The sequence below is a fragment of the Priestia sp. Y58 genome (genome assembly GCF_029522095.1).
Lineage (GTDB): Bacteria > Bacillota > Bacilli > Bacillales > Bacillaceae_H > Priestia > Priestia megaterium_E.
Window position 1 is genome coordinate 541,836 of record NZ_JAKWFL010000003.1, and the last position, 15,056, is coordinate 556,891.

Genomic DNA, 15,056 nt, shown 5'->3' on the forward strand with positions numbered 1-15,056 from the left:
GAATGAACATGTCAAAACAAGTGGAAGCAGAAAAGCGAAATCATCAAAAGTTAGGTCAAGAACTGGAGCTGTTTATGTCGATGGAAGAAGCTCCTGGTATGCCGTTTTTCTTACCTAACGGAATGATTATTCGAAATGAGTTAGAAAACTACTGGAAACAAAAGCATTATAAAGCAGGCTATCAAGAAATAAAAACACCCATCATGATGAAACAGGAGCTCTGGGAACAATCAGGACACTGGGAGCACTATCATGAGAATATGTATTTTTCAAATGTTGACAAACAAAACTATGCGATCAAACCGATGAATTGTCCGGGAGCCATTTTATTGTTTAACAGCAAGCGAAGAAGCTACCGAGAACTTCCGATTCGATACGCAGAGCTTGGATTAGTTCATCGTCACGAGCTTTCTGGCTCTTTAAACGGATTGCTAAGAGTCCGTTCATTTACACAGGACGACGCTCATTTATTCGTAGAACTTAGTCAGATTGAAGCTGAGATTAGCCGCATTCTAGCGTTTATCCATGACTTTTACTCACATTTTGGCTTCGATTACAAAGTGGAGCTATCCACACGACCTGAAAAATTCATGGGAGATATTGAAACATGGAACCAAGCAGAAAAGTCGCTTCAATCTGTGTTAAGTGAAAAAGGCTTAGACTATCAGGTAAATGAAGGAGACGGAGCTTTTTATGGGCCGAAAATCGATTTTCATATTTTAGATTCCTTAGGTCGCAGCTGGCAGTGCGGCACAGTTCAGCTTGATTTCCTAATGCCGGAGAAGTTTGACTGTATGTATATTGGAGAAGACAATAAACCGCATCGTCCCGTAATGATTCACCGCGCTATATACGGTTCCGTTGAACGATTTATGGCCATCTTGATTGAACATTACGAAGGTCAATTTCCTCTTTGGTTAGCTCCTGTTCAACTCAAACTATTGCCTATTGCACCGCCGCATATGGAATATGCATATAAAGTGAAACACGAGCTGGAGTTAAAAGGGTATCGTGTTGAAGTAGATGATCGCATTGAAAAAATAGGGCTGAAAATTCGAGAAGCAGAAATGCTGAAAGTTCCTTATATGGCTGTGATAGGAGATAAAGAAGTGGAAAATGAATCGCTTGCTATGCGAAAGCACGGGAAGAAAAATATAGGAACAGTAAGTGTGGAAGAGGCAGCTGTACACTTGAATAAAGAAAAGAATTTAAACAGAGTTTATTGAAGCTATTTACCTTACTAAATAGAAAAATCCGATTTTTTAAGTCGGATAGTGATTCCCTTCATTTTGTCTCACACCAAAATGAAGGGAATATTGAACTAGAAGGGTATAAGATAATATATATCAGCAGTATAACTTTTGCCTTAGACAAACGCCGGTATTTTATAAAAAAATTTATCTTATTCTATTCGAATCGTTTGTACGAGATGAAGCTGAAGCCTCACCTGATGGTTTGTTCATGTTTTGCTGCTCTCGCTTCTTTTTAGAAGGAGAGTAAAAAAGAAATTTAAACATAAAGTATACTCCTAATGCTAGTAAAATACAGCCAATAAGTAAGTTAAACATCTTTCTCCGCCCTTCATACACTTCAGTTTTCATCATTATAACACCCGTTAAGGTAAAACATTCATCATTCTGTAAATAATCCCTATGTCAGGAATTTATATTTGAAGATAGCTAGTAAAAAAGTTATCTAAAAACATATAAAATTATTTTTTAGAATATTATTTTTATTCAAACTTATTATACGTAAGCACAATGATAATCTCTTTATTTAGTTTATAAATCCAAAATAGAGCAATACTAAGAAATCGCTTACAAAAACTCTTGAAATATATATAATGATATTAGTATACTAATAGACAAGTTAGTAATTATTTCTATATAATTACTTCTGTATCTGAAGTGAAAACGCGCAGCCAAATGGGAAAAGACGTCATTTTCAAGTTTTTTAATGGATGAGTGGCAACAGAGAGGAGAGAGTGCAATGGGAAAACTATTTAAAAAGAAGTCAATCGAGCAATTATTAGAACAAAGTCAAAACAAATCTCTAGTCAAAACATTAGGAGCATTCGATTTGACTCTTCTTGGTATTGGAGCCGTAATCGGAACGGGGGTTTTAGTATTAACAGGCTTAGTAGCTGCTAACGATGCGGGGCCAGCCGTTATTTTTTCTTTTATATTGGCTTCTATTGTATGCGGATTTGCAGCGCTGTGCTATGCGGAATTTGCTTCAACTATACCTGTATCTGGTAGCGTTTACACCTATACATACGCAACCATCGGTGAAGTGGTAGCGCACTTAATGGGATGGACGTTGCTTTCCGTCTATTTATTAACGATGTCAGCAGTAGCAAATGGATGGTCTTCTTATTTTAATAACTTTTTAGAAGGCTTTGGTTTTTCGCTGCCAAAAGAATTGATTACGATTCCTGCAAACGGAGGCCTAGTGAACCTTCCTGCTATTTGTATTACACTACTTATTACATGGCTGCTTTCAAGAGGAACAAAAGAAAGTAAAAAAGTGAATAACTTTATGGTGCTTGTTAAATTATTTATTATCCTTCTCTTTATTATTGTAGGGGCTTTTTATGTGAAACCGTCTAATTGGACTCCTTTTATGCCTTATGGAATTGAAGGTGTTGTGACAGGGGGAGCGGCCGTATTTTTTGCTTTTTTAGGTTTTGATGCCTTGTCTACATCAGCAGAAGAAGTAAAGAATCCGCAGCGCAATTTGCCAATTGGAATCATTAGCTCACTCGTGATCTGCACAATTATTTATGTAGCGGTATGCCTTGTTATGACTGGAGTTGTTTCGTACAAAGAACTGAATGTTCCAGAAGCAATGGCTTATGTTCTCCACTCAGTAGGACAAAATGCAGTGGCAGGAGTTATTGCTGCAGGAGCTGTCATTGGAATTATGGCTGTTATTTTCGCCTACATTTATGCAGCAACACGCATTTTATTCTCAATGAGCCGCGACGGCTTGCTGCCAAAAGCATTTGCTAAAACAAATGAGAAAACAGGAGTTCCGACTCTCTCCACTTGGCTAGTAGGAATTATCGGAGCGTTAATTTCAGGATTTATCGATCTAAAAGAACTTGCGAATTTAGCAAATATCGGAGCTCTTTTAACTTTCGGTATGGTGGGCGTCAGCATTATCATCTTACGCAAAACGCACCCAACTTTAAAACGTGGATTTACAATGCCGTTTGTCCCGGTTTTACCAATTTTATCTGTATTATCTTGTTTATTTTTAATGATTAATCTTCCTAAAACAACATGGCTATATTTTAGCATATGGATTGTGCTTGGTATATTTGTGTATATAGGTTATTCTCGTAAACACAGTCGATTAACAAGTAAAGAAATGAAAAAAGCGAGTTAGAAGCAAAAAAGAGCCTTTCATCCAAGAAAGGCTCTTTTTTTTGCTTTTTGTTCAGTTGTTAGACAGTTAGGACGATTGTTCACTATGTTTTTTGCGTGTTTCCACAATAAACAGACAAGTGCTAATAACAAAAGCCGTTCCTACAAAAATGGCGCCAACCCAAGGAAGTGAAGTAAGTCCCATATGGTTAATAATTACGCCTCCGAAAAAGGCGCCAAAAGCATTTCCTAAGTTAGCAAATGAGTGATTCGAAGTAGAAGCTAAAGCAGGTGCTTCCTGTGCTAAGTTCATAATTTTCACTTGAATACCAGGCATTACAGCAAATGCTGCTGCTCCCCAGAAAAACAGCGTGATAATCGCTGCTGTTGGGCTTTTGACAGTAAACGTAAAAATAGTCAGCACAATACAAAGAAAAGCAAAGATACCTACAACCGAAGGCATTAACTTCCAGTCTGCAAGCTTTCCTCCAACAACATTTCCAAGCGTAACGCCGCATCCGTACAATACAAGTATCCACGTAACACTGTGTTCACTTACTCCCGTAACGTCTTCAAGAAGTGGTGTAATGTACGTAAATACAGTAAATAAACTACCGCACCCTATTGCGCTTAAAAGAAGCATCACAAGAAGTTTTGGTTGGCTAAAAGCAGCAAACTGCTGTTTTAGACCCGTTAATTTTTCTTGACCAAGCTTTGGGATAAATAGAATAATACCGATAAATGCAATGATTCCCATAATGGTAATAGCCCCAAACGAAGCTCTCCAACCTAAGTGTTGGCCAATAAATGTTCCTACAGGAACGCCGATGATATTTGCAATGGTTAAACCTGCCATCATCGTTGCGACAGCACTTGCTCGCTTATGCGGTTGTACGAGCCGTGAAGCAATAACAGCGCCTACTCCAAAGAAAGTACCATGACATAATGCCGTAACTAAACGAGCTCCCATCAAAATTCCATAGTTAGGTGCAATAATAGCAATCGCATTTCCGAGAATAAATAAAAGCATGAGTAAACAAAGCAGAAGCTTTTGAGGAAGTCGATGAGTGAAAATGGTTAAAATTGGCGCGCCAATCGCTACTCCTAAAGCATAGCTCGTAATTAGCTGACCAGCAGTCGAAATGCTAACATGAAGGTCTTCTGCAACGTTAGGCAGTATCCCCATAATAACGAATTCCGTCATTCCAATAGCAAAAGCTCCAAGAGTCAACGAGATGAGAGCAATTGGAAAGGAATCTTTCTTACTGACCTGCTCATTAGCATGCATTGTATTCATGTGTGATCACCCTTTCTGTGTATAAAATTTATATCTCCTTGAAAAGAAGTCAATTACTAATAATACTTAAGTGATGGAGCTTTGACAACCAAAAAAGCTGATGTAAGCGGTATCTTTTAGAATTCCGTTTATCTTTATCATATATGAAGACAGTCAGACATAAATTTATTGACAGAATAAAGTTTAGTCCTATAAACTATTTTTAAAGTTGAATAGTTTATACCTATAAACTAAATGAGCAAAGGAGGGAAAGAAGTGACGAAAAGCAAGTTATATCAAGCTGTAGAACTTTTTGAAGAAGTGCTGTTTGTAGGAACAGAAGTCATTCACAGAGAGCTGAGCCATAACCTCTTCGAACATGTCTCAAGGCAGCAGTTTGATTTGTTAAATAGTTTAATGATTAAAGGTCCATCTTCACCTGGCAGTCTTGCTGTCTTGCAAGGTGTTCATAAAAGTGCCATTTCGAATCGAATCAAAAAACTGCTCGAAAAAGGGCTTGTGGAGTGGGACACTAATGAACTAGAGAGCGATAAACGTTCTAAGCTTATTAAGATTACGACTGAAGGAGAAAAGGTAATACATGACGGAAATGCCGCGTGTTTTAGTATCATTGAGAATTTGTTTGATGATGTAGAAGAAGAAAAAATAGATACATTTATTGAAATTCTTACAATGGCAAAAGAAAAGTTAACTATAAAAGGGGAAAGCAAAAAATGAAATTTATTGTGAAATTTAAATGGATGATTGCGGCCTTTATTTTAGCTTTAACAGTTATATTGATGCTAACGGCACCCAATTTAACAAAGCTTGCAAGTGAAAAAGGTCAGTCTCAGCTTCCTGATGATGCCGTTTCATCTAGAGCCAGCCAAATTTTAAAAGATGCCGGGGAAGATAGTAATACCATCAGTATGGTGATTAAGCTAGATAAAGCATTAGATAAAAATAGTGAGAAACAAATACAGAAAATCATTGATAAGACAGAGAGAATTAAAGGTGTAAAAGATGTCACAACGCCTTTAACAGACGATCAAGATGTTCGTAATCAATTAATGTCTAAAGACAAAAAAACCGTTTTAGTTCCGGTTACTGTCAGTGGATCGGATGAAAAAGTTGAAAAAATAGCGAATCAGATTTATGATAACGTGCCAAAGAACGTTACGGCATATGTAACAGGTGCATCTCTTATTAATCAAGATTTTGCACACAGTTCAGAAGAAGGGTTAAAGAAAACCGAGTTTATTACCATCTTCTTGATTTTAGGTTTGCTTCTACTTGTTTTCCGTTCAGTCGTGACGCCGTTTATTCCTATTTTAATTGTGGGAATCACATACTTAATCAGTCAATCGTTACTAGGTATTTTAGTTAAAAATGTCGATTTTCCAATCTCAACGTTCACGCAAACGTTCTTAGTAGCTATTTTGTTTGGAATTGGTACGGATTACTGCATTCTTTTACTTAATCGTTTCCGTGAAGAATTGGCAAACGGACATGATAAAGTAGAGGCCACAATCACGGCTTATCGTACAGCAGGAAGAACGCTATTTATCAGCGGAATTGCCGTATTTATTGGGTTTGCAGCCATTGGATTTGCCAAGTTTGCTATTTTTCAGTCGGCTGTCGGGGTAGCAGTGGGCGTAGGTGTACTGCTAGTCATTTTATTTACTCTGCTTCCACTTTTTATGGTTACGCTTGGAGAAAAATTATTTTGGCCGTCTAAAAAAGTGGCTTCTCATAGCGATAATAAGCTGTGGGGCTTTTTAGGAAAAAAGGCAGTGGCGCGACCGTTCGTGTTTTTAGTCATTACAGCGATTATTACCGTGCCTTTTATTGTAACGTATGACTCAAAAGTATCGTTTGATTCTACTGCTGAAATCAGCAGTGATTATAAATCTATAAAAGGACTAAACGCCATCAGTGACGCACTGGGAGAAGGAAAAGCGTTTCCTGTCAATGTTGTTATTAAAGGAGATAAAGAGTTAACAAAGGCGGATGTTATTCCTTATTTAGGAAATATAAGCAAAGCAATTGAAAAAGTGGATCACGTGGACTCTGTCATGACGATCACACAGCCTACTGGAGAAAAGATTGATGATTTATATGTTAATTCACAGCTGGGTTCTGTATCAGACGGAATCAAAGAGGCTGTTAAAGGAATCGGAGATGTACAAAAAGGATTAAGTGATATTGAAAAAGGGCTAAATCAAATAGCTGACCAAACCGGTTCCGCTTCTAAAGAATCTGGCGGGTCACTTGCACCTGCCGCAGACGGATTAGCTCAAATTAATCAACAGCTGCAGCTTGTCAGCACTCAGCTTTCTACAACAGGAAATGTGCAGCAAGCGGTTCCTCAGCTTGTTGCAATCAGTAAACAGCTTACTGCCATTCAAACCGGTCTCCAACAAGCAAATGAGAATCTTTCAGCTCAGCAAGGTCAAGTTGGAACCCTATCAGACAGTATCAATCAATTAGCAGAAGGTGTTGACAGTGCAAATGATGGGCTAACGAAAATCTCAGATGGCTTAACAAAAGCAACAGATATGCTTGATAACATGAGTGAGAGCTCAACAGTTAGAGATACGGGTATTTATCTTCCAGCAGAAGTGATCAAAGATAAAGGGTTTAAACAATCCATCGATAACTATTCTTTTGCAGATGGAAAAGGAGTTAAGCTCAGCGTAGTGCTCGATCAAAATCCATATTCTGAAGAAGCCATTTCAACCGTAAAAAATATTGAAAAAGCGGTGGCAAGCGAAGTCGTTGATACGCCGTTTGAGCATACAGAAATTGTGTACGGAGGTGTATCGAGCTCAAATGCGGATTTAAAAGATTTATCCACAACGGATCTTTCACGCACAATGGTTATTATGATGATTGGACTGTTTATTGTGCTGACCATTTTATTCCGTTCAATGATCATGCCTGTATACATGATTGCTTCACTGCTGCTTACGTATTATACTGCAATGGGAATATCAGAGCTTCTATTCGTGGATATAATGGGGAATGACGGAATCAGCTGGGCTGTGCCATTCTTTAGTTTTGTTATTTTAGTTGCCCTTGGAATTGACTATTCTATTTTCTTGTTAGACCGTTTTAACGAAGAAGTAAAAAGCGGCGTAGCAGAAGGGATGGTTACGTCTATGAGTAAGATGGGATCGGTTATTATCACTGCTGCTATTATCTTAGCCGGAACGTTTGGGGCTATGATACCATCAGGTGTATTAACACTTGTTCATGTAGCAACGGTTGTTATTATTGGTCTTTTACTTTATGGCCTTGTCATTCTTCCGCTTCTTATGCCAGCGGTTGTCGTAACGCTTGGAGAAGGAAACTGGTGGCCATTTCTTCGAAAAAAAGAAAAATACAAAGTAGATGAATAACTTGATAGCTGTGTCAAAAATCAGATATTTGTTAGGAAATAGTGATAGACGCCTGTATAGCGTTAAACATTATAATTATATAGGATAAAAATGAAGGATAGATGGGCGTCATAAGAATGCTCTATCTATCCTTTTTGTATTATTGGAAAACGTGAGTATAGTTTAAAAGCACAATCAAGCAGGTGCTTTTATAAATACACCTAGTCGAATAAAAGACCTCTCATCAGGAAAACCTATAGTCAAAAACATGAGGGAGGTTCTTTTATGAAATTTGTAAATTTCTTCGCTAATCAGCGAGACAAACGACGGGAACAAATGCGCGAAGCAGGAACATGTCCAGATTGCTTAGGGAAACGATTCCACCATATTGGACTTTATTTTGTGCATGTTTATGAGTGTCCGAGCTGTCAAGGCAAAGAAGATATGTAATAAAATCTTCAGAAGTAAGGCAAAGGCAGTCTCTATGCAGATTATGATCTGAAACCTTCTTATTTTAGAGAAGGTTTTTATTTTTTTGAAGGTGAACGGTTGCTTGTATGTTTTGTGTTAGCAATCTTTACATATTTATTTTTTGTCTAACTAGATTCGATTAGTATAGTTATTAAGTTACTTTAATGTCTCAAGTTAGCAATGTAAATAAAAAGGAGGAAAGGATGAAGGAAAAAGAGACTCGTAGCTTGCAATACTGTATTTCGAATATTAAATATGAGGAGCTGATGCTAGATGGCAACGTTATATTTAGATAAAGTATATAAAATATATGATAAAAAAAATATCGCCGTAAATGATTTTAACCTTCAGATTAAAGATAAAGAGTTCATTGTATTTGTTGGACCTTCAGGCTGTGGTAAATCTACTACGCTGCGAATGATCGCTGGTCTAGAAATAATTTCAAAAGGTGATTTTTACATTGATGGAGATCATATGAACGAAGTAGCTCCAAAAGATCGTGACATTGCTATGGTCTTTCAAAATTATGCTCTTTACCCTCATATGACTGTTCGAGAAAATATGGCATTTGGTTTGAAGTTAAAAAAAATAAAGAAAGATGAAATTGATAGACGTGTAAATGAAGCAGCCAAAACATTAGGTCTAGAAACATATTTAAATAGAAAGCCAAAAGCTTTATCCGGAGGGCAGCGTCAGCGAGTTGCTTTAGGTCGTGCTATTGTTCGGGAAGCAAAAGTTTTCTTAATGGATGAACCATTATCTAATTTGGATGCGAAGCTGCGAGTACAGATGCGTGCTGAGATTATTAAACTGCATCAAAGACTGCAAACAACAACAATCTATGTGACGCATGATCAAGTGGAAGCTATGACAATGGCTACTCGCCTAGTTGTTATGAAAGACGGGATTATTCAACAGATCGGAACTCCTCAAGATATTTATAGATATCCTAGGAATGTATTTGTAGGCAGTTTTATTGGATCGCCCGCAATGAATGTTTTTCGGGGATATCTCCAAGGCCCTTATTTTATAATGGGAAAAACTAAAATACAGCTTCCTGATTTTCTAATACACGCTTTACATTCTCAAGGTTATAATGAGAAAGAGGTCATAATGGGTGCGCGTCCTGAACACATTGTATATCATAAAAAGGATAGTAAGAGAGAGTTGAACAATGAGTTTTGCTTCACTACGACACTAGATATGATAGAGGTACTAGGTGCTGAAACAATTTTATATGCTAGTTTAGAAAAGCAAACGTTTGTGGCTCGAGTGCCTCTTCTATGTGAGTTTGAAGCAGGGGACAAAAGCGCTTTTTCGTTGAATTTAACCTACGTGCATTTCTTTGATGGAGAAACAGAAGAGCGCATTTCTACAAATATAGATAAAAAAGTTAAATATTCTGATAAATGTATTGACTAGTTAACGCTCGCGGTTTAATATAACAATATATAACATTACATAATGTTGTATATCATATTTTATTTGAGGAGTGGGGAAAATGAGCAAAACGGTAGTGAATGTAAAAAATGATGTGCAAGCCGTATTAAACGAATTAAAAAGCAAGCAAATTCGTAATGTGTTTTTCGTCGCATGTGGAGGATCTTCTGCGATCATGTATCCAGCTAAGTATGTACTAGATCGAGAAGCTCAACATATTACATCCGATTTGTATAGCTCGAACGAATTTATCCACCGCAATCCGCAGCAGCTAGGAAAAGACTCCTTAGTTATTTTATGTTCCATGTCAGGAACAACTCCTGAGACTACAGAAGCAGCTAAGTTCGCTAAAAGCAAAGGCGCTTATGCTGTAGCCTTAACAAATGAACCTACTTCACCTTTAGCACACAGCGCAGATATTTTTATTAAGTATGAGTGGGGCAATGATATCGATGCTTTTGAAACAAACTTAGGCGTTTTATATCAGCTTGTATTTGGTCTCTTATACGTAGCGGAAAAAAATGATAAATTTGCAAAGTTAGTTACCAGCTTAGAAAATCTACAGTCTGTTTATGAAAAAGCTCTAGAACACGAAGCGAGCAACGCAAGAAAATTTGCTGAATCACATAAGTCTGAACCGGTTATTTATACAATGGCTAGCGGTTCGAACTATGGAGCAGCATATTCATTCAGCATCTGTATCTTGATGGAAATGCAGTGGATTCATTCTCACGCTATTCACGCCGGAGAGTATTTCCACGGTCCATTCGAAATTATTGATGAAAACGTACCGTTTATCATCCTAGCTGGACTAGATGAAACGAGACCTTTAGAAGAACGCGCCTTATCATTCTCTAAAAGATATGGAAAGAAATTAACTGTTCTAGATGCAAAAGCATATGATTTCGAAGGGATTGATAAAGATGTGCAAGGGTATATTGCTCCTCTTGTATTAAACCGTGTACTGCGTCAGTATGCCGAAGAATTAGCTGAAGCACGCAATCATCCTTTAAGTAAAAGACGCTACATGTGGAAAGTAGAATATTAATAATCTCCTAATAAAGATAGAAATCTGTATATTTTCTCTACGAGTTATACTATAATGTTATAAAACATTATAGTATAACTTATATATGAAAGCACTTACAATAAGGGGGTTTCTATATGAAAAAGACAAATTTAATCTTAGCCTCACTTTTAAGTTGTTCTTTAATGCTCGGGGGGTGTGCTGGAAAACAAACGTCTTCAGACTCAGACACAGGAAAGATAACATTAACATTCTTTCACAGATGGCCAAAAGAACCTGAAAAAAGCTACTTTGAAGAAGTTGTAAAAGAATTTGAAAAACAGCACCCTGATATTGATATTAAAACAGAAGCGGTCTTAAACGATTCGTATAAAGACAAAATTAAAGTTATGACAGGCACTAATACCCCTCCTGATGTGTACTTTTCTTGGAGCGATGAGTTTGCTAGACAATTTGTCAGAGGAAACAAAGCCTTAGATTTAACCTCTTATTATAAGAAGGATTCAGCGTGGTCTTCCAAGCTTGTTCAATCTCAAATTAAACCATATACCGTTAATAAGAAAATTTACGGTGTTCCTGTCACAATGGATGGGAAAATGTTTTTTTACAACAAAGATATCTTCGATAAATTAGGATTAAAAGCGCCTACAAACTGGAACGAGCTACTAAATGTTTTAAGCGTGTTAAAAAAGAAGCATTATACAGCTTTAGAATTTGGAAGCCAGGATACATGGACCATTTCTCACTACGTAGGAACCTTAAATCAGCGCATGGTAAAACGTGACGTTCTTTCAAAAGACTATAATTCAAAAACTGGCACATTCACGGATAAAGGCTATGTAAAAGCTCTAGAAAAATTAGAAGAATTAGTTCCTTACTTTAATAAAAATACAAATTCGATTGATCATGAATATGCAAGACAACAATTTTCAAATGGAAAAGCAGCTATGTTTTATGCTGAAACCGCTGAAATTAAGCTTTTCGGTCCAACGAAATTTAAGATTGGCATGTTTAATTTTCCTAAAGTGGAGGATGGAAAAGGAAATGCTACTAATTTAACTGGATCACCTGAAGGGTTTATGATTTCTTCTAAAACAAAACATTCAAAAGAAGCGATGGAATTTCTTGAATTTTTAACATCAAAACAAATGGGTGAAAAGCTAGTAAAAGAAGTAGGGAAATACAGTGCAGTAAATGATACAGCTAACAGCAGTAATTCAACCCCGGAGCAATTAGAAGCAGTAGACAATATTTTACAAGCCAAAGAAATGGCTCCATGGTTTGATATGGCAATCGATGCTCGAATTGCAGATGCTTATTTAACAGGCGCTCAGCTTATGCTAAATGGTGATAAAACACCTAAAGAAGTAATGAAAGATGTGCAAAAAGCGGCAGCGAGTGTTCGTGCTGAATCTAAAAAGTAAGGAAGTGAAAAAGCGATGTTAAAACGTAATAAGCTAATCCCTTATTTATATCTTCTTCCTGCTTTTGCTTTTTTACTACTTGTGTACATCCCTATTTTTCAGAATATTTTGGATAGTCTTTATGAGTGGAGCACATTTACACCAGACAAAGTTTTTGTAGGAATAGATAATTATGTGCACTTATTTAAAGACCCTGTCTTTTATCAGGCACTCAAAAATAATATTCTTTATGCGGTCATTTCAATTATTTTTCAAGTAGGTGGCGGTCTAATTGTGGCTGCCGTTTTAGAAGATAAACTTATTCGAAGATTTTCTCCTTTTTTTCGAACGGTTTATTTTTTACCAGTAGTCGTTTCGATGACCGTTATCGCCTTGTTGTTTACTTTTTTTTACAATCCTGAAGTAGGGCTTTTAAATCAAATGCTCAAAATGATCGGATTAGATTCATTGGCAAAACCTTGGCTAGGAGACGGTGATACGGCTATTTATGCAGTTATTGCTGTATCTCAGTGGCAGTCTATCGGCTACATCGCCATGCTGTATATTGTAGCGATACAAAAAATCTCACCTGAATTGTATGAAGCAGCTGAAATAGACGGCGCTAATAAATTTAAAATGTTCTTTCATATTACTGTACCGCAAACAAAAGAAATGACATTTGTAGCTGTTATTTTAACACTCACTGGTGCTTTTACAGTATTTAATGAACCTTATATTTTAACTGGAGGCGGACCGGGTACATCATCTGAAGTCCTAAGTACGTATTTATACAAAACAGCCTTTTCGAAAGATATGATGGGCTACGCTTCTTCAATTGCTACTGTCATTTTAATTATTACGCTATTGATTTCTATTGTTCAAATGAAAGCATTTAAAACAGGAAAGGAAGACGCTTGATGCAGATGCCTAAAACAAATGTCACCTTACCTAATGTTGTCAATACAGCCACTAAAGAAAGAAAAAAGAAGAGGTACACAGGTGTAACGATAGTATATGTCGGGTTGATCGTCTATCTTATTGTCATTGCGTATCCCTTGCTTTGGATGATTATAAGTTCTTTTAAAAGCACGGATGAAATCTTTACTCACAGCTGGTCTATGCCGCATACTTGGCTCATTGAAAATTATGTGACAGCGTGGAAAAGCGGAATATCTTCTTACTTTTTAAACAGTGTGATCGTCACGGGCGTGTCTTGTTTTTTGACGGTCCTGGTCAGTGCGTTAGGAGCTTATGGACTATCACGCTTTGAGTTTCAAGGAAAAGCTTTTGTCCTCATTATATGTCTCGGAGGGCTTATGCTTTCTCCTCAGGTAAGTTTAATTCCTTTGTATAGCATTATTCAAAAACTTGGAATCTATAATACACACTTGGCATTGATTCTGCCTTATGTTGCTTATCGAATTCCTTTAACCATCTTGTTAATTCGAGCTTATTTTCTTTCGATTCCAAAAGAACTGGAGGAAGCAGCTCGGTTAGATGGATGTACAAGCTTGGGGATTTTATTTCGGATTTTTATTCCAATGAGCACGCCCATTTTATTAACAACGACAATTTTGACAGCTTACTACACATGGAATGAATTTATGTTTGCCATTATCTTTATCGACGACGACAGTTTGCGTACAATCCCAGCAGGATTAATGCAATTTAGAGACGCTTTGCAAACAGATTGGGGAGTATTACTAGCTGGACTGACCATTTCAGCAGCACCGATTGTTATGTTGTTTTTATTTATGCAAAAATATTTTATCCGTGGCATTGCTAACGGGAGTGTTAAATAATAGGAGGATAAGCAGATGAAACTAATTGGAGTAGGGGATAATGTAGTAGATTACTATAAAGACCAAGGAAAGATCTATCCAGGAGGTAACGCGCTAAATGTGGCCGTATTTTATAATAGATTGAGCAATCATCAGTCTTCCTATATGGGAATCGTGGGGAATGACGAATCGGCAGAGCATGTAGTAAATACTCTGCAGCAAGAAAAGATGGATATTAGCAGAGTAAGAAGAGCTGTAGGAGAGAATGGAATGGCGGTTGTAACACTTGATGAACAAGGTGATCGAATTTTTGTAGGATCAAATAAAGGGGGCGTTCAATCTAGATTAAAACTAATGCTGAATGAATCGGATTTAACCTATATTCGTCAGCACGATCTTCTTCATACGAGCGTTTTTAGTCATTTAGAATCTGACCTTCCGTTGCTACATAAAATCATTGATATTTCCTTTGATTTTTCTACGAGATACGATGAGGAATATTTACAGCAAGTATGTCCATATATCAGCTATGCATTTTTCTCAGGAAGCAGCCTGCCAGAAGAAGAGTGTATGAATTTAATAAAGCGAGTACACTTGTTAGGAACCAGTGTCGTATGCGTGACAAGAGGAGAAGAGGGAGCTTTATTATCAGTCGAAAACCAATTATTTAAACAGCCTATAATTCCTACAAATGTAGTGGATACGCTTGGGGCTGGAGATTCTTTTATAGCTGGTTTTCTTTCTTCTTATCTACCAGAAAAAAACACAGCCAAAGCCCTCCATAATGGAGCATTGGTGGCATCACAAACTTGTCAGAATTACGGAGCTTTTGGATATGGGAAAGAATATCATACAGACTGTGAAATGGTTTTAAAATGAATAAAATAGCGCCTTTGCTTTTGAAGCAAGG

13 protein-coding genes are annotated in these 15,056 nt (G+C 37.1%); 11 read left to right on the forward strand and 2 right to left on the reverse strand.

The window, feature by feature from the left end:
* Nucleotides 1-8 precede the first annotated feature (8 nt).
* Complete coding sequence (thrS, locus tag MMB68_RS12780; RefSeq protein ID WP_277548926.1) at nt 9-1,226, forward strand: threonine--tRNA ligase; 1,218 nt, start codon at nt 9-11, stop codon at nt 1,224-1,226.
* A gap of 171 nt (nt 1,227-1,397) precedes the next feature.
* Here the strand turns inward: thrS and MMB68_RS12785 are convergent, their stop codons facing one another.
* Entirely contained in the window at nt 1,398-1,604 is a 207-nt protein-coding gene (locus MMB68_RS12785; RefSeq protein WP_221783237.1) for a hypothetical protein, read from the reverse strand.
* 385 nt (nt 1,605-1,989) lie between these two features.
* Here MMB68_RS12785 and MMB68_RS12790 point away from each other — a divergent pair, with 385 nt between their 5' ends.
* Nucleotides 1,990-3,390, forward strand: coding sequence for an amino acid permease (locus tag MMB68_RS12790; RefSeq protein WP_048020877.1), 1,401 nt, complete (start codon nt 1,990-1,992; stop codon nt 3,388-3,390).
* Between the two features lie 66 nt (nt 3,391-3,456).
* On the opposite strand, the gene MMB68_RS12795 is transcribed toward MMB68_RS12790, so the two are convergent.
* Entirely contained in the window at nt 3,457-4,665 is a 1,209-nt protein-coding gene (locus tag MMB68_RS12795; RefSeq protein ID WP_116741123.1) for an MFS transporter, read from the reverse strand.
* Nucleotides 4,666-4,920: 255 nt separating this feature from the next.
* Between MMB68_RS12795 and MMB68_RS12800 the strand changes: the two genes are divergently transcribed.
* From MMB68_RS12800 to MMB68_RS12840, 9 genes are all read left to right on the forward strand, one after another.
* Nucleotides 4,921-5,382, forward strand: coding sequence for a MarR family winged helix-turn-helix transcriptional regulator (locus tag MMB68_RS12800; RefSeq protein ID WP_277548928.1), 462 nt, complete (start codon nt 4,921-4,923; stop codon nt 5,380-5,382).
* On the forward strand, nt 5,379-8,045 hold the full coding sequence (locus MMB68_RS12805; RefSeq protein ID WP_277548930.1) for an MMPL family transporter: 2,667 nt from the start codon (nt 5,379-5,381) through the stop codon (nt 8,043-8,045). The genes MMB68_RS12800 and MMB68_RS12805 overlap by 4 nt, the downstream gene beginning before the upstream one ends.
* Before the next feature lie 264 nt (nt 8,046-8,309).
* Nucleotides 8,310-8,474 carry a hypothetical protein gene (locus tag MMB68_RS12810; protein ID WP_013057098.1) on the forward strand — a complete coding sequence of 55 codons (165 nt, stop codon included), beginning with the start codon at nt 8,310-8,312 and terminating at the stop codon, nt 8,472-8,474.
* A gap of 294 nt (nt 8,475-8,768) precedes the next feature.
* Complete coding sequence (locus MMB68_RS12815; RefSeq protein ID WP_221783244.1) at nt 8,769-9,917, forward strand: ABC transporter ATP-binding protein; 1,149 nt, start codon at nt 8,769-8,771, stop codon at nt 9,915-9,917.
* Between the two features lie 79 nt (nt 9,918-9,996).
* Complete coding sequence (locus MMB68_RS12820; RefSeq protein WP_221783246.1) at nt 9,997-10,983, forward strand: SIS domain-containing protein; 987 nt, start codon at nt 9,997-9,999, stop codon at nt 10,981-10,983.
* A gap of 116 nt (nt 10,984-11,099) precedes the next feature.
* Nucleotides 11,100-12,386: an ABC transporter substrate-binding protein gene (locus MMB68_RS12825; protein WP_264409184.1), complete on the forward strand. Its 1,287-nt coding sequence runs from the start codon at nt 11,100-11,102 to the stop codon at nt 12,384-12,386.
* A 15-nt stretch (nt 12,387-12,401) separates the two neighbouring features.
* Nucleotides 12,402-13,283: a carbohydrate ABC transporter permease gene (locus MMB68_RS12830; RefSeq protein ID WP_221783250.1), complete on the forward strand. Its 882-nt coding sequence runs from the start codon at nt 12,402-12,404 to the stop codon at nt 13,281-13,283.
* The gene (locus MMB68_RS12835) at nt 13,283-14,167 is read left to right on the forward strand and encodes a carbohydrate ABC transporter permease (protein WP_221783252.1); all 885 of its coding nucleotides are present in this window, start codon (nt 13,283-13,285) and stop codon (nt 14,165-14,167) included. Before MMB68_RS12830 ends, MMB68_RS12835 begins: the two co-directional genes overlap by 1 nt.
* A 15-nt stretch (nt 14,168-14,182) precedes the next feature.
* On the forward strand, nt 14,183-15,025 hold the full coding sequence (locus tag MMB68_RS12840; protein ID WP_221783254.1) for a fructoselysine 6-kinase: 843 nt from the start codon (nt 14,183-14,185) through the stop codon (nt 15,023-15,025).
* The last annotated feature ends 31 nt before the right edge of the window (nt 15,026-15,056 follow it).